At 49.5% G+C, this 20,364-nt stretch carries 13 protein-coding genes; 2 read left to right on the plus strand and 11 right to left on the minus strand.

From position 1 onward, the window contains the following. Nucleotides 1-8 precede the first annotated feature (8 nt). Nucleotides 9-1,025: a sulfite exporter TauE/SafE family protein gene (locus JI741_RS26360; RefSeq protein ID WP_236676283.1), complete on the minus strand. Its 1,017-nt coding sequence runs from the start codon at nucleotides 1,023-1,025 to the stop codon at nucleotides 9-11. Between the two features lie 106 nt (nucleotides 1,026-1,131). On the opposite strand from JI741_RS26360, the gene JI741_RS26365 reads away from it, so the two are divergent. Then, a complete protein-coding gene (locus tag JI741_RS26365) occupies nucleotides 1,132-1,395 on the plus strand; it encodes a hypothetical protein (RefSeq protein ID WP_202014675.1) in 264 nt (87 codons plus the stop codon). Nucleotides 1,396-1,492: 97 nt separating this feature from the next. On the opposite strand, the gene JI741_RS26370 is transcribed toward JI741_RS26365, so the two are convergent. Together JI741_RS26370 and JI741_RS26375 are read right to left on the minus strand one after the other, a co-directional pair. After that, on the minus strand, nucleotides 1,493-1,717 hold the full coding sequence (locus JI741_RS26370; RefSeq protein ID WP_202014677.1) for a DUF2798 domain-containing protein: 225 nt from the start codon (nucleotides 1,715-1,717) through the stop codon (nucleotides 1,493-1,495). Nucleotides 1,718-1,859: 142 nt separating this feature from the next. After that, on the minus strand, nucleotides 1,860-2,480 hold the full coding sequence (locus JI741_RS26375; RefSeq protein WP_202014679.1) for a hypothetical protein: 621 nt from the start codon (nucleotides 2,478-2,480) through the stop codon (nucleotides 1,860-1,862). 283 nt (nucleotides 2,481-2,763) lie between these two features. Between JI741_RS26375 and JI741_RS26380 the strand changes: the two genes are divergently transcribed. After that, on the plus strand, nucleotides 2,764-3,834 hold the full coding sequence (locus JI741_RS26380) for a fatty acid desaturase family protein (protein WP_202014681.1): 1,071 nt from the start codon (nucleotides 2,764-2,766) through the stop codon (nucleotides 3,832-3,834). 114 nt (nucleotides 3,835-3,948) lie between these two features. On the opposite strand, the gene JI741_RS26385 is transcribed toward JI741_RS26380, so the two are convergent. The 8 genes from JI741_RS26385 to JI741_RS26415 form a co-directional block, all read right to left on the minus strand. After that, nucleotides 3,949-4,401, minus strand: a complete 453-nt coding sequence (locus JI741_RS26385) for an ester cyclase (protein ID WP_202014683.1) — start codon at nucleotides 4,399-4,401, stop codon at nucleotides 3,949-3,951. Between the two features lie 47 nt (nucleotides 4,402-4,448). Continuing rightward, nucleotides 4,449-5,066: a DinB family protein gene (locus JI741_RS26390; RefSeq protein ID WP_202014685.1), complete on the minus strand. Its 618-nt coding sequence runs from the start codon at nucleotides 5,064-5,066 to the stop codon at nucleotides 4,449-4,451. 75 nt (nucleotides 5,067-5,141) lie between these two features. Continuing rightward, nucleotides 5,142-5,951, minus strand: coding sequence for a DUF6597 domain-containing transcriptional factor (locus JI741_RS26395; protein WP_202014687.1), 810 nt, complete (start codon nucleotides 5,949-5,951; stop codon nucleotides 5,142-5,144). 82 nt (nucleotides 5,952-6,033) lie between these two features. After that, a complete protein-coding gene (locus tag JI741_RS32655; protein ID WP_236676284.1) occupies nucleotides 6,034-6,339 on the minus strand; it encodes a hypothetical protein in 306 nt (101 codons plus the stop codon). Between the two features lie 412 nt (nucleotides 6,340-6,751). Continuing rightward, on the minus strand, nucleotides 6,752-7,057 hold the full coding sequence (locus tag JI741_RS26400; RefSeq protein ID WP_202014689.1) for a hypothetical protein: 306 nt from the start codon (nucleotides 7,055-7,057) through the stop codon (nucleotides 6,752-6,754). Then, nucleotides 7,057-15,903, minus strand: a complete 8,847-nt coding sequence (locus tag JI741_RS26405) for a leucine-rich repeat domain-containing protein (protein WP_202014691.1) — start codon at nucleotides 15,901-15,903, stop codon at nucleotides 7,057-7,059. Before JI741_RS26405 ends, JI741_RS26400 begins: the two co-directional genes overlap by 1 nt. A gap of 77 nt (nucleotides 15,904-15,980) precedes the next feature. Next, entirely contained in the window at nucleotides 15,981-16,646 is a 666-nt protein-coding gene (locus JI741_RS26410) for a LolA family protein (RefSeq protein ID WP_202014693.1), read from the minus strand. Next, nucleotides 16,630-20,364 carry a PKD domain-containing protein gene (locus tag JI741_RS26415; protein ID WP_202014695.1) on the minus strand — a complete coding sequence of 1,245 codons (3,735 nt, stop codon included), beginning with the start codon at nucleotides 20,362-20,364 and terminating at the stop codon, nucleotides 16,630-16,632. The genes JI741_RS26410 and JI741_RS26415 overlap by 17 nt, the downstream gene beginning before the upstream one ends.

A 20,364-nucleotide genomic window follows, 5' to 3' on the forward strand; every position in this document is an offset into this window, starting at 1 on the left:
CTGCGGCCCTACCCTCCCGACCCGGCAGCACCCTCAGTAGACGAAGCCCGCCGGACTCTTGCCAGATATGTGAACGTGCCCAGCCCCACGGCCAACACTGTAGAGCACATGGCCAGTTGCCACGGCGACGGCTTGATGACCCACATGGCGCCAAAAAACTGCACCACCAGAATGAAATACAAAAACTGCGCGATGCTCTTGCGCGGAAGCTTGCTGATGACAAACGCACCCAGCGGCGCAAAGAAAGCCACCACCGGCACACACGCAATCCACATCTCGAAGGCCGCAGGCTGAAAGTCGCGAAGCACCTGGGCGTGGATAAAAAATCCAAGAATGGTTTCTATCGTCATAATGATGACCGACGATGGCGTGGCCACTTTTTCAGACACGCGGTAATAGATGGTCATGATGCAATAGGTGAAGATGTTGATGCCCGTGCCGAACAATGACGAGATGATGCCTCCAATGAACCCGAACAGCACAAGGTTGATTTTGTCGGATCGTTTGAAGTTCCGGATCTCGTCAAACACCTGTCGCTCGGGGCGGCGGTTCTCCAGCCATAGGGCAATGCCAAAGCTGAGCCACAACGATACAAAAAACAACTTGGCCATTACCGGCGACACCAGCGGCACCACGGCATAGGTGCCCAACACCAGTCCAAACACTCCACCCAAGGTCACAAACCGGATATAGTTCCATTCCACCTTGATGTGCAGGCCCAGGATGAGCAGTGTGGCGGAGGTCATGCCGATGCTTTGGATGGCAAACGCAAAATTGCGCGCCACCGGAGGCGGTATGTCGAGCAGCAACGTGAATACCGGATAGGCAATGGCGGCGCTACCCTCAGGGCTTGAGCCGGCTATGAACGAACCGAACACCATGGTGAGTGCGGCAGGCCAACGCCTGGCATAGAGATCAAACACATCGATGTGCTGGGCATATAGAAACCAGCATACCAGCACGATGGTCAAAAATAAAAAATAGAGCACCGGTATGTTCCCGAAGAATTTTCGCGTAGATTTCAATAGGGAGAAGTTTAGCTAAACGAAATATAGAAAGGGAATCGGACAGTTGCTCCGGTTGTCTTCAATTTTAATTTAGTTTCTATCCAACAATTAAACCCTTAACGCTATGGCAGAAGTAACAACACTCGTATCGGCAAACAACAAGATCCTCGTCCGAAACAACAAGCTGTTAACACAGAACAACGGCATCCTCAAAGGCAACGCTGGCTCCATCAAGGAGAACCGCTCCTACATCCGCGAAAACAACAAGGTGCTGAAAAGCAATGCCAAGTTCCTCGCCGAAAACAACAAGCTGCTAAAAGCCAACAACGGACTGCTCAAAGCCAACCATGATCTCTTGTCGCGCATCGCGAAAAAAGTTGGTGCCTAATCCGCAACAACACATTCCGACAGTATATGAAATGGGAACCAAACCGGTTCCCATTTTTCGTTCTACTTCATTTTGAGAGATAACAAAAGCATCTTCCCTACTCTCTGAATTTTATCCGGCCCGTAAGTCTGTTGGCCACGGGAATGATAAACAACGCGCAGGTATAGGCGATCGGAAACATAACAAACCAGGTCATCACCGACTTCACGACCCAGCCTGATTGAAATCCATGGTTCCGGATCACTCCGACAAAGGCCATAATGAGTGTCATCGGTCCGATGATCAGGGCCACATTGATAAACCTCCGGAATCTGATGTGCATACACGAAAGATAAACCACACCACCGTTGGTGCTATTTCAAGTACGCAATAAAAAATTGAATTCTAAAATCAGGTTGCCTATTGGAATGCAGGCCTGCCATTAGGAACAGGTAAACTTTATATTTTCCGTCAAGGCTGGCTGTTCACGGGAGGTTAACATGTTCATGTACCCACGCCACCTCCGCCTCGGGCGTGATGGTGTCAACAGCGTTGAAGCGGCTGAACACCTTCACCGGAACATCGTAGGGCCCGCTGTTGGTTTGATATGGACCAGCCACGCCCAGCATCCATTGATACCGGGCGGCCCAATGAGGAGCATACGTTCGGTACTGGAAAACGAAATAGTCAACCACATCGGGTGCCATCACCGTTACCTTGGTCACAAACTCAATCTCGTCAGGAGCCTTGTCCAGTTCGGTGGGAAACTCCAGCCATTCCACAAGGAAACTTTCAGCCCCCTTCTCGTGCGTGAAATACTCGTCCGGAAAAAGATCGCGGCGGCCATAGACGTCGAGTGATTTAAAAACTGCATTGCGCAGGGCGGGGTCGCTGGCCAGCGCCAGCGTTTCATCAGCGGAAACATCTTCGCCCGACGACAGCCGCTGCAGCATCGACTCCATCGTCTTGAATTTCCGAAGCACGAGCTCCTGATGTTTCCGTTTCACACGACGCGCCATCCACCGCGTAAAGACGAATGCCACTAGCACCAGCGCCCCTGCAACAATCAGGATTATTTTCGTAATGGACAGCATGGGTAAATTCATACAAAGTGATTTCAAGGCTGCATCACACACAGCGGCGTTACATTTTTTAGAAGGTGGCTGAACGTCGGGAAAAAGAAAGGATGGTAACGATTAAACAGTCTCACAAGGAAGAATTCAATTCCCGGCGGGTGACACAAACGGCAGGCTATAATTCCGGTTCACTCAGTTATGGTCTCAACCAAAGATACCCTTTATAGAGCGGAAATGAGGATTCGCCAAGTATATTTTACTAATTTGAACGAATGCCTCTCACATTTGTTGATACCGTAGAACCCTTCTCATCATGCTAAAATACACGTTCGATACGGACGGCAGTTTCTTCTTCAGAACCCTCAAGCAAAAAGTTGATCGGTATTTTACAGAAAGCCGACTTCATCCCGCAGGCAACCGCAAGCTCTATTTCAAAAGCATTCTCCAGATAGTTTCCGCATCGGCCCTCTACACCGTGCTGGTCTTCTTCACGCCAATGGCGCCGGTCTCCATTTTTTTGTGTCTGCTGCTGGGGCTTAACCTTGCCGTGATCGGCTTCAACGTGATGCACGAAGGCGGCCATCAGAGTTTCTCACGCATCCCATGGATGAACAATGCTTCGGCCTACTTTCTCAACATACTCGGCGGCATCACCTATTACTGGAAAATAAAACACAACGTCAATCACCACACCTACACCAACATCGAAGGCATGGACTCCGACATTGACGTGAAACCTTTCATGCGTTTGCATGCCGACCAACCTCGACATGGCTATCATCGCTTTCAACACGTCTACTTTGTGGTGCTCTATGGTGTGTCGTATCTCGCATGGATCTTCTATGAGGATTTTCAAAAATACTTCAGCGGAAAAATATCCACCAACTCCGAACGGAAGAAACTCGCCCTGAAAGAACGCGGCATCTTCTGGTTTACAAAAATCATGTATGTGGTGGCCTATGTTGTGGTTCCCATTGTCATGGTGGGATGGCTGTGGTGGCTGATTGGTTTTTTCATCATCACCTTTGTGTGCGGCCTTGCCATCAGCCTTGTGTTCCAACTGGCGCACGTGGTGGAAGGAACTTCGTTTCATTCGGCCCTGCATCAGGATGACGCAAAGAAGCAGGAATGGGCCATTCACCAGATCACATCCACGGCAAACTTTGCCACCTCAAGCAAGTCGCTCTACTGGTTGCTGGGCGGATTAAATTTTCAGATCGAACATCACCTCTTCCCCCGCGTCAGCCACATTCACTACCCGGCCATCAGCCGCCTCGTGAAAGAAGCTTGCCGCGAATCTAACGTGTTGTATAACGAATATTCATCCATGTATAAGGCCGTGGTTTCGCATCTCATTCACCTCCGAAAACTGGGAAGCGCTTAACGCTCCGCGGGCATAAAAAAGCCCCATGCAAAAATATTGCATGAGGCATGGAGAGGATCTTTCCGGAGAACAGCCAACCTGAACGTGCGCTCCTATAGACTATTATTGATTTGACTATTTGGTCAACTGCGCCACAAAGCTTTGATGATCCCAGTTGACATTGATGTCTGCTATTTTTCCAGCTTTGTTGAAACGGAAGATAAAAATGTGTTCCGTGTCAAAATCGTTTCCCTTGGAGGGCATTCCGGCAAATTCACTTTCTTGTTTTCCAAAAATCACCACCTGGCAAACCACGGCATCGGACGCTTCGTCGTAGCGCTGGCTCTTCACGGTGTTGTCGAGATTTGGAAAGGCCGTCATCAACGCCGACCACACGGCTTTGCCTACCGAGTCGATCTTTCCGGCATAGTCACTGCCCAGCGGCACAAAGGCAATCGTTCCATTGGCATCGCAGAGCGACAACATGCGCTCAACGTCCATGTCCTGGTAGGCTGAGAAAAATTCGATACAGGTGCCTTTTTTGGCAAGCACATCCACGTGCTCTTGATTTTGAACTGAAGTATTCATGTGAAAAGGGTTTTTATGTTGACAATAAGAATTCGATTTAGAAACGATCAGGACTTCGGATAGCCAGGATGTTGTTTCACCTTACGGATTTGCCGAAGGTGGCGGTCCGTATGTCCAAACACGGTGATGTAGCGCTGGTGCATGTTGCTGCCTCCGCCAATCTGGAAATAGACACGCAAATCGTCTTGTGTGCCCGTGACATAGGCGACCGACTCGTTTCGCATCTTCAGGAACCAGGCAACGTTGTTCTTCAAATCGTTCAGTCCCATGGGCAGCGTGTAGGTGAACGGTTTGGTGTAGTCGGTAGACACGTGTTTCTCTTCCTCCATAATAAATCCCAGCACAACGCTGTCGGCCTTTGCCGTCTTCACATATTCCCACTGTGGTCCTTTGCCAAGCTGCTTGCTGATGTCATGGTCCAGCAACAGTTCCCAAATGGCAATGTGCTCCACAATCTGGTTGATCGACCAGCGGTCGGGCGATTCCTTAAATTCCCACTGCGCCTTCGACAGGCCCTTGGTTTCTTTCACCAGTTCGTCGCGTGAGCGGATAAGATTGTCGAGCAAGTATTTCCGATCGGCTTCCGTCCATAATTTTGTTTCCTGGGCCTGCGCCGAAAAGGCCAGCTGAAACACCATAAAAATTAAACATACTTTCTTGTTCATGAGGGGTCGTACTTTTAAATATGCCTCAAAAGTAAAAGGCCCGACGCACCACGCATTGTAAAAATGCGCCCGACTTTATGTCGTTTTCACAAAACGTGTCAATTCACGGTGCAGCAAATGATACTGCGACGGGTTCATGCGGTTGAATTCCAAAAACTCCTTTGCCAAGTGCGATTGATCATAGAAGCCGTATTCATGCACAATCTCGTGCCAGTCGATCTTGTCGCTATGTGCGATTTTGTTCGACAGTTGCGCGAAGCGCTTCAGGCGCGCATAGTATTTAGGAGACAACCCTACCTTCTCCAAAAACTTCTTCTCCAGATAACGTCGGCTGATCCCGAGGTGCGCGGCTACGCCGTCCACCGTCACACACCCCCTGCACTCATCGATATACTCCACCGACTCATCAATGATCGACACATTGCCCTTCCCCCGATTCAGGTAGGCCAACATAAAGTCCTCCAGAATTTTGATGCGCCCTTCCACGGTATATTCGTGTCGAACGGCCTCCCAAAGTTCATCCTCCGCCACCCCCTTCAAATACGAAAGCGGCGCCCGCGAATTGACCAGGTGCGACATAGTGACCCCAAAAAAATTATGCACAGCACAAGGCTTCAACACAACCCCCACCATGCCAATGTTCCCCCGGAGCGACAGCTGATAATTAGACGTGAACTGCCCCGACACAAACGCCCGAGGCACGGGCATCGACTCCTGGTTGTTTTGCGAAGCGAGGTAGGGATCGGCATAGTTAAACACCACAGCCGAAAAACAATTGGGAGGACTCTGCACCTCCAATCCCTGAGCAGCCTCACCCTGCCACACGAAATAACATTCCACAAACGGATGCAGGGAGGCAGTGGGTTTGAATTTTTGGTAGAGCATAAGAGGGGCTTGCTAAGATAAGAAAAGCCCGGTGGCGGAGGGAGAAGTGTTGTTAGTTTTTTTGATGATTCCGTGAATAGTATTATCCATTTTGCGGATACTGTCTCATTATCTCTTCAGCAACGGCCCGACCTGGTAGACCAAATCTCTGATCCTCCAACTCCTTTCTTTCTCGTAAAAAAATTTTTAGATCATTCGTAACAATAATCTTTTCTCCGTTCTTTAAAAGAATTTCTTGAACATTTTTTATGACCAATCCATAAGTTAAAGATCCACCCCAAATACCGGCCAACCACTTCGCGTGTGATGTATAGTACAGGGCACGGCTCCGGAAATCCGCCTCTGTGGGGTATGCCTGAACACAATGGGGTTCAAGATAGGTTTGCATGTAGAGATCATCGTGAACGACCAAGAGCTTATCATCAAACTTTTGGCGCAAGATGGACACCCCACAAACCAGTCGTAGCCTTGACATCACCAACGCCGACCACATCGGCTACCAATACGGTGGCGTCCTCATCACTCATTGGGCCATCCGTCTGGAAGGTTTAGACAGAAATGCGCGTCACCTTAAAAGTGCAAGTCGAACACTTGAGCCTTCGTCACAACCTGGAACCTTTATAATGACAACCAGGTAGAAAAACTGATGCGCAAAGTAGCGGAGAAACTAGAGATCGGCAACAGGGTAATCACCGCCGCACTAGCTGACCTTGCCGACCAACTGGCGGGTGACCGACAAAGCGAAATAGAAAAGCAAGGTGCAATATTACGTATTACAACATACAAAAATATCTTTCATGCTATTCTTCAATGTAAAAAACCCCAACCTCTCCGATAGCATTGGTAAGGCCTTCTCTGTTTATACATTTAGTATCTGACGCACCAGTAGTTTCAACCGCAGCCATTAGACTTCCCGCCTTATTGTTACCACTTGTCACGTTAATTAAAAAGAGATACGAGGATTCCCAAGGCAAGTCCACCAACATGTAATCATAAAAATCCATGCCGTTATCCGGCACAGTCATTCCCACTCCTTGAACCCGAAAGCGTTCACCTTTCCAAAATTTTCTATCCTTATCAATATCTTCTAACTTAACCAAGTTCATTAGTCTTCAAGATTATGTTTACCCGATTTATCAGCACTTTTCGTTGTTCGACCACTAAAATCAATAACTTTTTGATGTTGTCCTTTCGCATTTAATACTTCAAACTCCCCATGTCGGGTATCCAACGAGTAGAGATTACCGTCTTTGTCAGAGTAAATATCTCGATTAAAGCGTTTTGACAACCTACTGTTTATTATCAGCCCATTATCTTCAGCAAATTTACTCCCAGCAATTCGATATTCAACAATCTTCTCTTCTAATTTCAGCCTTGCCGCCCAAGCGTAAAACTCAGATACATTTTTAACTCCTCTTGTCTCAAAGAAATTCTCAAGTGCGCCACGAACTTCTGGGGATTTAAATAAATCTGGATTCATCAAGTCCTTTTTGTTCATGTATATTCCTTTGTGTTTGGCTAACAGGTCCAAGTATCTATCCGATTCCCACTCTGATAACGAACCATCTTTTTGAAGCCGTGTTTCATAAAAATCCATCTCATACTTCTCTTGATCTGCATCAGGTGTTAAAGGCTTCGGTGACGCATCACCCTGCATTAAAAACGCCATTGCAATCCAGCCACTATACTTTATAACATTACCTAGCATGCCCCTTGCTATTGACCGCTTGACTACCTCTTTTGTTACTTGCTTAGTAACAGGAAGAATTATGAAACTTTTATTATATGATTGGTTGGGCTTATTAGGAATGTTCGGCTCTATGATTTGACCACATTCATCGTTGCTTTCCAATCCATCAATATCAGTTGCAATTATGGGCCTGTTAGAAGCAAACTGATAGGGGGTCAACCACGGATAGGATGTAGTCAACGGATCAACACTCAAGAACTTCCCTATCCTCGGGTCATAAATTCTAAACCCATAATCATAGTTCACATTACCAAACCCGCTATCTTTCTCCTTCCCATTAAACCCATACCTACCGCGCTGGTGCTGTTTGTCCAACCACGACCGCCCTTTCATTTCTAACCCAAAGGGATGATAGTCATTGATGCCCACCACGGTGACCAGCACACTGTCCGCAGTCATTTTCACATTATCGGTAATAGTGGCCAGCACGTTACCCAAATGATTGCTCAGTTCATACTCCCGCTTGCCAAGGATAAGCCGACCAGCTCGTTCATGTTTTTTCATCGCTCCAATTCGCACACTTCCATAAAGAATTTGCTCTACAACCGTTGTATCACTGTATATCGACATCACATTCCGAGAAGCATCACGCACATAACGTGTTGTAATAACTTCGCTACCCGTCTGTACCGTCTTCATCACCCTGTTGCCCATGCCATCATATCGATACCTCGTTCTAACCGTATCATGCGTATGCACTTCGCGTACCTTACCATAGGGCGTCCATAAAATCACCGAACCCTGTTCCTTATCGGCAATCAGGTTCCCATTGCGGTCGTAGCGATAATTACCATCGTCAGGCACAATGTGACCGCGATAGGCTACGCCCTGACGACCCTGGAAGGCAGACTTCAAATGAATGCGATTCGTGGCCTCCATATTTACAGGGTCTCCACTTACTACTCTCGCACCACCCTGAGCTGTTATGTTACGATAGATCGCGTCTGACGAATTGATCACGCCCGTGTACGTGGTGTCTCGTGTGTTGGGCTTCACCTGTTTCAGCCGATTGGTACCTGCGTAGTAGCTATAGCTAAAGTCGTCCATCACCTTGGCGGCTTCGTCATAGCGTTTTAGTGTCAACAGGTTTCCATTGGCGTCGTAGCTAAAGGTTTCGTCGTACGGGCCGGGCGTGGTAAGACTGCGAGTGGTGAAGCCGATGGTTTTGTCATACACCGTAAGGCTTTGGCTTTTCGTAATACGGTTCAGCTGATCGTATTTGTACACCATGGCCTGCACGCGTTTGTTGCCGAGCTTGGGCAGGTCGGTTATCATCCACGAGATGTTGCCGTTGTAGAGCCCCTTGTGTGCATTCAGTTCACGCGTGCGCTCCCATAGTTTATCGCGATGGTCGGCCATTACGTTGCCGCCGATGGGTTTGTAGTCGCCTTTGAAATAGCCGAGTGTGTAAGCAAACGCATCGTGGGCCACGTGTGAACCTGCCGCGCCGTCGGCACCGGGGTCGCCGGCCACCGGCATGTTTACACCTTTTATCCAGCCTTGAAGGGTGTAGTAATAATCCAAACCTTGCACCCGGTGTTGCCCAAGCTCTATCCGGGCCAAGGGGCCATGGAAATAATAGAAGTAGGCGGCCTCATGAGTCCACAGGTAAGCATCGGTGCTTGTGTACACGTCGGTTATCCGGTTGTCGCTGTCGTAGGCATAGCGGTGGATGAGTTGGTCGTGCTTGCCATATTGATAAAATACATAGTTGACTTTGCCGCTCACCAGGTCGTACTGGTAGTCGATACGTTTTGATGACAAGCCGGGCAGTTGTTGCAGCAGCGCGTGCACGTTGCCGTGCACATCGTAGCTGTAGTATGTGGCCGTAGTGTCGGCGCTGTTCTTGTCCAGCACTTCAACCCATGACACGCGTGTGCGCAAATATGTTTGTGTAAAACCATGGTTGTGTTTATTTGGCGCAGCAGCGGCATCGTAGTGCGTGCGAGTCACATCAGAAAGAATAAGCTTATGCGATGTTGCGGGCAGTGATATCCAATACGCGGCATTCGGAAAATTCAGGGTTTGAATGGAATCCTGTAGAGTTGAAAACGAAAGTGTGCCTTGCAGGTCAATCTCGCCAACCTCTACGGCGCGACCCAATTTGTCATAGCGCGTAAAGCTGTACAGGTTGTCCACAAGCTGTTGCGCGCTTTGCGACAGGCGTACTTGCGTTTTGGCGTTGTACCACGTTTTCGCGATGCCTGCATCGGGACTTTGCTGCAACGTAACAGCATTGAGTGACGAATAACGATATCGCGTCGACAATTCGTGCAGCGGGTCCCGACGGTCGCCGGCGAGAAAGGCTGTAACTCCTGTAGCTGACAGCGGCTTTACACCGGTTGGTGGTATGGTTTGCACGAGGTTGCCGCCTTGGTCGTAGTAATACAGCGTGTAGTGGTATTCGGCATTGACATGTTTATATGAAAAATCTTCGCGTACATTTTTCAGACAATTTGTTTGATATTCCTCACGCAGCGCCGTGATCTCTGATGCAATAAATTCTTCTATGGCATGGGCCACAATAATGGAATCTTGCTTCTCCAGCCGTTTAAGACAGGCGCGTTTGTACGCATCCAGGTCAACCACCACCGTGAAGACGGCCGCGGCAGCACTGTCATATTTTATGCATAGGCTGTCAGCCGGTTTGTCCACAACCAGCTTGATCATGCGGCTGGTAAGTTTTAGTGACGTTGCGCCGGGGTTTGTGATCTCGTAATAATAATTGCCGGCGGCGGCATCGGTGAGCGGGTTGAATTGGTAGGTATAGCCTGCCTCGGTGGCGGTTGCTTGTAAGGGCGTGCTTCTACTACTACCGTCTCGGCGAAACCACTGAAACTTCGATGCGGGGTTTGTATTACAGTCTATTGAAGCTTCAAGCGTAAGCGATCTATTTTTTGTACCGTGAACAGTTTGGCGCACGCCTACGGAGTCTTGCGGTGAATAGAGGAAGAGAACTCCCGACAACGAAGGGCGAGCCGGTAATACATTTGTGAACGTAAACTCATTTCCATCAATCAAAAGTTGATTGGAAACACGAAGTCCCGACGGAATGTTGCCATAAAATTTGTTATTCCGTAGCCTAAGAAACTGTATTCCAGACAACAACGAAAGCTGATTTGGAAGCTCGCCGCTAAACTTATTGCCGCTAACTGACAATACCTTCAGGGCAGTCAAATTAGAGAGGAATGATGGAATGGCCCCTGACATTCTATTATTATCAAGGTCCACCGACTGGAGGCGGGTTAGCGAGCCTATTTGAGGAAACGCGCCGGTCAGCTGATTTTCAGAAAGCGCAAGACTTTCCAGCTTGGAGAGTTGCGCGATGCTCGAAGGAATCTCGCCTTCCAGGTTGTTGGTCGTTATCCAAAGCGAGACAAGATTAGTTAAATCTCCTATTTCAGTTGGCAACGACCCTGTCAACTGATTGCGGCTTAGGATGAGGGAATTTAATTCGCGCAGGTTGCCAATTTGAGGGGAGATACTTCCGGTGAGGTTGCAATCGTCCAGGTGCAGAACGTTCAATCTATTGAGGTTGTAAACAAAAGCCGGTATGGGTGCCGGAGTAAAATCGTTCTTTCCCGCCATCAATTGCTTCAGGTTTGATAAACCTGCAAGCGACGAAGGAATAGTGCCTGATAATTGATTGTCGTAAATATGAAGGGTCGTGAGCATTGAGAGGTTACCCAAGTCGGCGGGAATATTTCCTGTTAACGCATTCGAATTGAGATAGAGATTTTTTAACAAACTCAAGCTGCCTAAAGATGAAGGTATTTCACCGGAAAAATTATTGCTGGATAAGTAGACATTTTCAAGTGTTCCTACGTCGGACAAGTCGGGAATAGCCCCACTCAGTTCGTTATTACTAACGTCAAAGGTCTGTAGTTTAGAGCCCATAAAAAATATACTGGGAACTGGACCGCTTAAGGCATTGTCGGATACGCTCAAAAATTTAAGCCTGCTTAGTCGCCACATCTGAGTGGGTAACGATCCACGCAGTTGGTTATGGGAAACATTCAACACTTCCAATTCAGAAAGACCTCCAATACTTTCCGGAAGCGTTCCGTTAAGACCATTGTCGGAAAGTTGAAGCGCCACAACATGACCTTCTGCATTCACCACAACTCCTGTCCACCACGACATGTCCTGAGGATGTTCTCGACTTGCCGTACGCCATCCCTGGTTCATTTTCCACGACGGTCCATTCGTGGCATCGTACAGATCCATTAACGCGGTAAACTCCATTGAAGTAGGTATAGTGGTATGACCGGATCTTTTTTGAACGTTGGCACGAAGTTCCGACACAATTCCATTTTCCAGCGACTGCATTTCACGGTGGGTCTGTTTTAATAGCGACTGCTGTTCGTCATTGATGTTCAGTAACGAGGCCGTAACGTTGTCTCGCGTGAAAGTAGGTGTCGCTCCACCATCACACAGCTCCCACATCGCCAAATTTTTATAATAAATATTCGTGGTGTAGTTGATCCATCCCGTATGCATCATCGACAGAAACAAGTATGAACTCGCGCTTTCTGCGGCAAACGTTACGCACACATCGCGCCATTCCGTATCGAAAGACTGCGCACCAATTTTCCATATGACGGAATCCGACACGATACTACCATTGCGATCTACCTTAACACGATCATATACCGGGCCTGGAAATGAACACCCTATTGAATTACGGTAGGCTGTTCCAGAAGAAAGCTGCATGTAAAAATAGTCTCGATCCAAATTGATCTGGGGACTAACCGGAACAGCCGCGTTCGCTTGTGCTCCGGCCGTTAGAACCCGATAAGAAAAACAAAGTTTATACTGTTTCCCCGGCTTCAGATTTTCAACAAAACTTCCGCGCAAAGCATCGTTCGTCGTTCCACAACGTGTGCCAGACATCGCCGCCACACTACCAGATTGTAAACGCGGTTGACCATTCGCATTTTCCCAACCCGCAAAACAATCGTCAGAGATTACATTACATCCCGGGTTTGAAGTTTCAAAGGTTGGATTCATCAACAAATTTCTTAGCTGATCGCCGGGCTGGCAGCCCGATTGAACAGACTCCACCGACCGCTCACAAACAAACGGATCATCCTCCAGCATATCGTCAAGGGCACAGCCGTTTGCACGCAGCGTGGTTTGGATGGCTTGCAGGAATGTGTTGTCAGCAAAGTCATGTCGCAGGAACACGCGCAGAAAATTTTTCTTGCTTGCGTTAAAGTAGCCGGCCAGGTTGGTGCGCAATTGTGTGCTGTCGGTCCTGGAGAAAAACACACCGCAATGGCGACTCAACATCAGCAGTTTCATATTCAGCTCGTCGTCGCTCATGGATGGAGCCACGGCATTGCTTGCCGTTGTGCTCGGATCGATCAGGTTGTTGTCGACGCCCAGCTTGATAATACCGTCCTTGTCGACGACCCCGTTCTTTATTGTGGGCAGGCCGTCTTGTTGCTGCAGGCGCTCCAGTTCGGGTGCACAGCTCTTGATCGCGTCGAGCTCCAGTTTAAGTTTGCGTTTTGCTTCCAGGTATTGGGTGCGGTACATTGTCCAACGCTGATGGCTCAGTTTGGCTTCGTATTCTGTAGCGGTCATGGTAGAGCGTTGGTCCATCAGATCCTGATACAACAGGTGGTATGATTTCGATTGGTCGTTCACCCAGTTCGTATAGAAGTTGGTGTTGGTTGGATCGGTCACTTCGGACAGCGTGCCGGCATAGTTGGCGTTGCCACCCAATTGAATGGCGTTGAGCTTATCGCGCATGGCATCTTTGTGACCAAAGCCGGCCAGCGAGTCGCCGTTAAAAAACGGGTCGGCGGTCAACATTTTTTCAATGGTGTTGTATGCCGTGGCCGAAGCCCAATTTTTTACGCGGCCCAGGTTCTTCTCAAACTTATCGCTCTCGATGTTCTTTCGGCACAACAGATACTGACAATACAGACGGTGATTCTTCACGTCTTCTTGCCTGACTTCATACACGTCCTCGCTGCCGGGGCTATCGTGTTGCGCGCGCAGGTCCGCTTCGATGCGACGGAGTATGTTGTCGCAATCCTCCCTGGCAATCTCGTCCACAGCTTTATTGATCATGTCGTTGGCGTCGCTGCATTGCTCGTCACACAAGTCGCATACGCTGGCGTCTGTCACATACGAGATCTTTATTTCGTTGATCGCCTGCTGTATGCTGGCTTTGTCGCGCACAAGTGTGTCGAGTTTTTCAAACGAAAGTTCATGAGGCACCAGGGTTTTGGTTAGCGTGTAGTCGCCTACTTCGGGCAGTATCAACTTGAATCGCACCATGCGCAATGCTTCCAGCGTGGTGTTGCATAAGGTCGCTGTCAGGTTCTTGCGTTCGTATGAAAATTGGTCACCGGCCTGGTTCCCTGCGATCGCTCCCAGGTCCATGCGTTTCCCTTCGGGATTGGTCAGGGTGATGGTGAGGTCGAACGCACACGCCACGCAGCCTGTCTCCTGTACCTGCGAAGCGACGGCAGCGAGGTCGTACGAAAATGCATAGCCCGCATTGGGCGCCACATTCATGATCTTGTGCGACGTGTGACTAATACCCGCAGCTTGTTTATTTTTAGCATTCAGGTTTTCATACACTGAATCGCGCGGCAGGTCCGTGTAGCTTTTTAACATGTCCACGTTTTGCGGCGGAATACCGGCGAGGGCCGTGGCTACGGTTCGCCCTTCCTGGTCCAGATAACTTACGCTCACCTGGCCATTGGGATCCACGATGAGGTTTCGTTTGTAGTGGCTCGCTTCGCCAACGTTGCGGCCAAACAGGCGGATCAACTGTGTGGGTGAAGCTTCTCCATAATAATACCGCGTGGCCAGCGTGCTATCGCCACGAAACACGCGTCCCACACCAGACTGCCGGCTTATGCGGCCGGTACCGTCGTTGGTATACTCGGTAGTGGCGTAGGCATATCCTTCGGCATCGGGCCGGTAGGGATCCGTTAGCTTGCCCACTAAATCATTGGGCGAATAGTATTGGCCGGCGCCGGTCTGGTCGGAGAGTTTGCTGTTTTCGAGGCGTCCGTTGTCGTAGTGAAATTTCTCACGCGCTGTACCGGTGTTGGTTTGCACGGTTTGGTCTATCGCAGTCCATCGGTTGAAACTCGGCCTATAGTCAAGAGCAGGATTGTCCCACGGCGACGCCATGGTCGTTACCGTCTGACGGCCTTCGTAGTCATAGTAGGTCTCGGCCACCAACGACATCTGGGTTGTGCTGAGATTAGTTACACTTTGACGTGCCCGCATGGTTCGGTCGAGGTACTGCACCACAGTTTTATACTTGCCTTCTTCAGCATACACCGTTTGCATTTGCCAGTTCTTCGACGGGCTATTGTTTGCCAACCTGATGGAACTTGAATATCCCCATTGCCCGGGTATGCGATGCCCGGGATGATCGGGATGAAACCCTACAGCTCTGACGCGATACCAAAGTTGGCCCGCGGGATAGTAGGCCATCCGTTCAAAATAAAAACCACTCACCGTAACACGTGCCGGCTCGCGATACGCAAATGCCTCGGGGCCGGTCGTTCCTGCAAACGCATCGTGTTCGCCAATAAACACCCACTCCACATCGTAGGCTATGGTTCCCTCTCCCATTTCGGTCCAGGCAACTGCCATGTGATTTCCTATTGAAGTGACCTGCACTGTTGGCATGATGGCCGGATCAAACCAGTCTTCGGTTTTTCGATGGAGAATTACTTTCAGGTAAATGCTTTCGCGCGGCACATCGGCCGTTGTTTGCTTTGACTCAATCCGGAAGCGATAGTTACCCACACACGCCAATGGTTCGTCATGAAAAAATGTTTGGGTAAACGTTTGATCACTCATGCGCACAACCAACGGTTTTGTCCAAAGCACCGTATTGCCTTCAAGCAGACTGACGGACACGTTGGCCGACCACAATTTGTCTGTTTGCGCATCGCTCAGATCATAGTTCAATTGAAAGCCGACGTAGTACTTCCCTTCCAAGCACGGTGGCGACGGAAAGACGTCATTCACTTCCTGCGCGTCCAGATCTTTCAACGGGTAACTCAGTTCCAACGGCGCCGACACTATGGCTCCATTCGGGTTCACCCGAATTGCTTTTGGAATGGTATCGCGTTGTGACGTGACACCGCCAAACGGATGGCTCCACGTCCGGAGGGAAACAATGCATAAGAGGGCGAAAAGCAACGGTAATATTCGCTTCATAGATTTGTCTTTAAAAATTGCGTGAGTGCACAATCTGTATTTTCAAACTTTGTATCTCTCTTTCAAGTTGTGGCGCGCTATTGCACCTCATATCCTTCGTATCCGGGCGCGGGCTTCCACCCATTTCCATTGCGCACCACATAATGCGATTCACGAAAGAGCCCGGCGTCCAGCAATGCATGCGGGTCAAAATGCTCAATGGCGAGGGTAACTCGTTCACCCGTGGGGTAACGGTACTCCGTTCTTCGGATAAACATCGTTTCCAGGTCGATCCACAGGTCTATGGTGATCGACGCGTTTCGTTCAATCCGATACTGCACCACAGCGTCTTCGCGATCGACAAACAGAGGCTCATCGTACATGTTCAGCAGACTATCCAGGTTTTGGCGGGCGATGTCGGGCATCAGCGCGTCCTTGTTCTGCGGCGCATATTGTATCAATTTGTTCTCGGCATTTATCACGATCAGGCATTGGCCGTTAAGCATCAGCAACAGGTCGCCGTAGTGGTACAGGAAATTTCTTCCCACTTTTCTGATCTCGATCTTTTCGCTTGTGCGTGGCGTTGTCGCGGCGCTGTCATACGTCACCAGACGCATGCGGGCAAACAGGGTGTCGAGCGTAGTATAGCGTTGATGCACCTGCCGTATCACCGTTTTAAAATCCTGTGCCACCGTGTGGACACAGCAACAGGTCACAATGGCTACCACCAGCCACAGCCGGCGTTTGTTAATGTTCCACCACATAGCTTACTGTTTCGCTTAAAGTTTTTATGCCGTCGGTTGTTTCCTTCTTAGTGAGGTAAAGGTTGCCTTCGTCGTCGTAGAAATAGAGCGTGGCAAAGTTCTCTTCGTCCAGCACGGCACGAAGCCTGTAGTCGCGCAAGTCGTACACGTAGCTGGTCATGTTGCCGTCGTCAGGATGCAATCGCAGGTCATCGTACCACGCCCCGCTTGTACCGGGTTTGAAGGTGACTTCCAGCATCAACCCGTCATCAGGACACACAAAGGTTCCGCGCACCTGCTGCCACCCTTCTATCACGGGGCCGCTGGGCGCGATGGAAAACGAGCCGGATAGTGTTCCGTTTTTCGCCTTCAGCCTACCGTCTATGCCAAGACCGCTCACAGGCTCAGGCGTTTTGCGTTGTGGATCCCTGACAAACGCCCACGCGTTAATAAAATATTTCTTACCCGAGTCGAGTCGTAGCAACTTTTGCTCGAAGGTTTGTGCCGTCGTTACCTTGATCGACCGACGACCGGTGTGATAAATCGTGCTGTCGAACGTTACCGCAGTGGCTGCACGCGCCTGGTTCCGTATGCGCAATATGCCAAACCATACGTCCTTGAATGGATAGTCTTCCAACACCACGATGGTCTGATTGCGGTCGGTCGGATGCTGCTGCACACACAGCACCGGCACCTGGCTCATATATTTACTGAGCATCGTAGGCCTGAAAAATATTCGCCACCACAACCGGTGCGCCAGAACGTCCACCGCCTCCACACCGTCGAAGATTTCAACCGGCGCCTTCGCAATGGCGATGTTTTTCTTTGAGTAGGTTACGGTCACCGGCAAGTAAGTAGGTTCGGCATCGTTGCTCAGCATCCAGTTCCCACTGGCACGCTTGCCTGGCCCTTCAAAACCGGTGTATGCCATTTCGTTGTTGCGCATGTTCACGCCATTGGCCGACGGCAAGTGCCCCCCGTAGTCATACAGTGCGGCAGAATAAACGTCGAGCACATCTTTATTTTCGAGCTCGTAGCTGTAAGGGCTATAGCGCGTCATGATGGTGGCATTGATCCAATGGGGAATAAGCTGTGCCTGGGCGCTTTCCCAGTTGAACATCTCCAAAGTGAAAGTTCCATCGGTGGCAATGGTGACAGGGTCGGATTGTGACCGCGGCACATCATACACATAGGAGGCATTGTTTCGCCACACACCAGCGCTTCCGTTGAGATAGCCCGACAGGTTTGACAACCCGGTGTTGGTGTAGTCCAGCGGCCATGCATCAAAAAAGGTAGACGCTTGCGTCTGAATGACGTTCGTCTTTAACTCAGTGGTAACCGTGATCAGCGAATCAATGAGCGCAATGGCACGGCGTACGGTAATCTGCTTTGTTACCGACACACTGTCTTTACACGCACCGCATTGGTATCGCAGCTTAAGCGTGACGTTGTACGTGCCCTCATTGCGAAAGCTATGCAGCGGAGACTGCCGTGTCGATGTGCCGCCGTCGCCAAAGTTCCAGGTATACGACACCGGCACGCAAGTGTTTGGAAATTGTACCGATGGCTCAAAGGTGGTGGAGCAAAGTATTGTCGACGCCGAGAAGTCCATAGTGCCAATGGTTGGGCATCGCTCCTCCACCACCAGTTGCTTATTCGATTTCAGATTACAACCCAGCGCATTGGTGGCACTCATCACAACGGTGTATGTGCCCGGTGTTGTGTATGTGTGCGCTATCCGTTGCGTGCTCAGGTTGTCGAACGTGCCATCGCCCCATGCCACCTGGTAGGTATTACCCGCGTTGTGGCCCGATAGCAAAAGCGTGGTCGGTGAGCCCGTTCCAGCAGTTGTCGATAAAAAAGCAAACGATGGATTGGGAAGATTGACATCCGGTATATAGTCGAGGCCGTCGATGTTCTCAGGAAGGGTGGTGACGATGGCGTTCTCTTGCATCGGGATGTTCGGCACGTCGGCGGTAGACAAGTCAACCTGCTTTGGTGTCAAATCAGGTTGCATGATCTCGTTCGGATGGGGAATTACAAAGAGACGTTTTTCATTTCCCTTTGTAAAGTAGATGTTGCCATCGTAGCTCGCTTCGATGTCGCCAAACGGATGATGATTGCTGTCGCTTACCGACCCTCCAACACAACTGGATTCAACGCCAAAACCTTTTTGAATACGAATACTGACGTTATATTCCGTACCATCTGCATCGGAATCAAGGTCGATCTGCAAAAGATATTCATTGTACGATCTGTTATTCGCCTGACCAACTTGAAATCCTCCTCCTATTGCATACAAAAAGCGTCCCGATGGACTGAACTCCACCAAACTGATTTTGTTCTTGAGAAACTCGAAGCAACTAAACCTATCTTTATAACCACTCAGGGTATACAAATCCTGTAAACGAACCGCTTGATTCAAAAGGGCTCCATCAGGTTGGACCATCAACTGCGTGAGGTCAATGAATTTGGGATTGGGAGATGGGCTTGAAAATTCACCAAGATTAAAAATTACAATATCCTTGTAAAAATTACTATTCTGGTTACGGTTGGAAATACAAAGCGTTGTCTCGTCCGGACTAAGCTCAACTCCAGATGAGGCTATTGACAAGCTCCAAAAAGGAAGACTAATCTCTCCGGTTACACCCTCGCTACCCAATGTAATTCCCGACTCACTGACGGTATAACGGTGAATCTGAATTTTTGCATTTGCGTCAGTTTGATAGCCAAATGTCAGCACGCGCTTCACCAGGTACAGATAATGTTTGGATACATCTCCATTCACCGTTCGAGACACGGCTTTGCCCTGAATGTATCCAGACCCAAGCAACCTATCCTTTTCAAGGATGGTTAACTGCCGCGTATCGGTATTTAACTGTATCCTGGAATAGACTACGTCGGCAGCACAGTACACAGCATTGCCATCAGGACACCCTGCACCGCTTCTATACTTGGTATAGATGACGTACCACTCATCTTGCTTACCCGGAACCTTCACTACCTGCATTTCATTATTCGAAAGAATTCCATTGAGACCCGTCGTCGTAAGCTTGTTCCCATCGGCATCGTAGATGTGTAGATTATTCTCTCCCACCAATCCATTGTGCAATACCATAAAAGCAAGACCACCGCACTGATCTACACCAACACCGGTCGCTCCAATGTTTGATGCCCCGTAGGCCGTTAGCGCATCTATCGTGGGCGGAGTCGAACGCCAATCAACCTTTTGCGCGTGCGGACCCTTTACGGCCAAGCCCCAGTAAGGCAAGTTTACCTTTCGCGTATCAGCATCTCGCTTCGGAAATGCCGCCACATCATGCGACATCGTTCGCCGCTCGCGCTCCTTAACGTTGTTTCCTTCTAACGACAAATACCGGATCATTCCCAAGCGCCCAAGCTCACCCGGCCGTATGCCGTTCAAGTTGTTATGAGGCATCACAATCTCCACCACATCACCGTTCTCCACAGTAACACCATACCACGTTGCGAAATCTTTGTGCATTGTTCCCTTTAGCCAACCGCGGTTGTTCTTCCAATGCGGACCACCAAGATCCTTGTAAAACGTCGTCAATGCACGCAGCTCCACCGAGTCGGGGATCACATCGAAAACAACAGCACTGTCGGTGGCAGACGTCGTTGTTGACTGAGCGATAGCTTGTGCTTTCACATCGCTCACCACACACCACAGCACCAATACAAAACAGAGCATCAAAAATATTTTCATAACTGCTTTCAT

Origin of the sequence: Chryseolinea lacunae (assembly GCF_016735595.1) — a bacterium.
In the GTDB taxonomy this organism is placed as follows: Bacteria; Bacteroidota; Bacteroidia; order Cytophagales; family Cyclobacteriaceae; genus Chryseolinea; species Chryseolinea lacunae.

Coding starts and splice junctions, on each gene's coding strand:
- JI741_RS26395 (WP_202014687.1), bottom strand. CDS start 5,951: ATGCTCTACCAAAAATTCAAACCCACTGCCTCCCTGCATCCGTTTGTG.
- JI741_RS26370 (WP_202014677.1), bottom strand. CDS start 1,717: ATGCACATCAGATTCCGGAGGTTTATCAATGTGGCCCTGATCATCGGA.
- JI741_RS26365 (WP_202014675.1), top strand. CDS start 1,132: ATGGCAGAAGTAACAACACTCGTATCGGCAAACAACAAGATCCTCGTC.
- JI741_RS26400 (WP_202014689.1), bottom strand. CDS start 7,057: ATGAACTTGGTTAAGTTAGAAGATATTGATAAGGATAGAAAATTTTGG.
- JI741_RS26415 (WP_202014695.1), bottom strand. CDS start 20,364: ATGAAAGCAGTTATGAAAATATTTTTGATGCTCTGTTTTGTATTGGTG.
- JI741_RS26410 (WP_202014693.1), bottom strand. CDS start 16,646: ATGTGGTGGAACATTAACAAACGCCGGCTGTGGCTGGTGGTAGCCATT.
- JI741_RS26380 (WP_202014681.1), top strand. CDS start 2,764: ATGCTAAAATACACGTTCGATACGGACGGCAGTTTCTTCTTCAGAACC.
- JI741_RS26375 (WP_202014679.1), bottom strand. CDS start 2,480: ATGAATTTACCCATGCTGTCCATTACGAAAATAATCCTGATTGTTGCA.
- JI741_RS26390 (WP_202014685.1), bottom strand. CDS start 5,066: ATGAACAAGAAAGTATGTTTAATTTTTATGGTGTTTCAGCTGGCCTTT.
- JI741_RS32655 (WP_236676284.1), bottom strand. CDS start 6,339: ATGCAAACCTATCTTGAACCCCATTGTGTTCAGGCATACCCCACAGAG.
- JI741_RS26385 (WP_202014683.1), bottom strand. CDS start 4,401: ATGAATACTTCAGTTCAAAATCAAGAGCACGTGGATGTGCTTGCCAAA.
- JI741_RS26405 (WP_202014691.1), bottom strand. CDS start 15,903: ATGAAGCGAATATTACCGTTGCTTTTCGCCCTCTTATGCATTGTTTCC.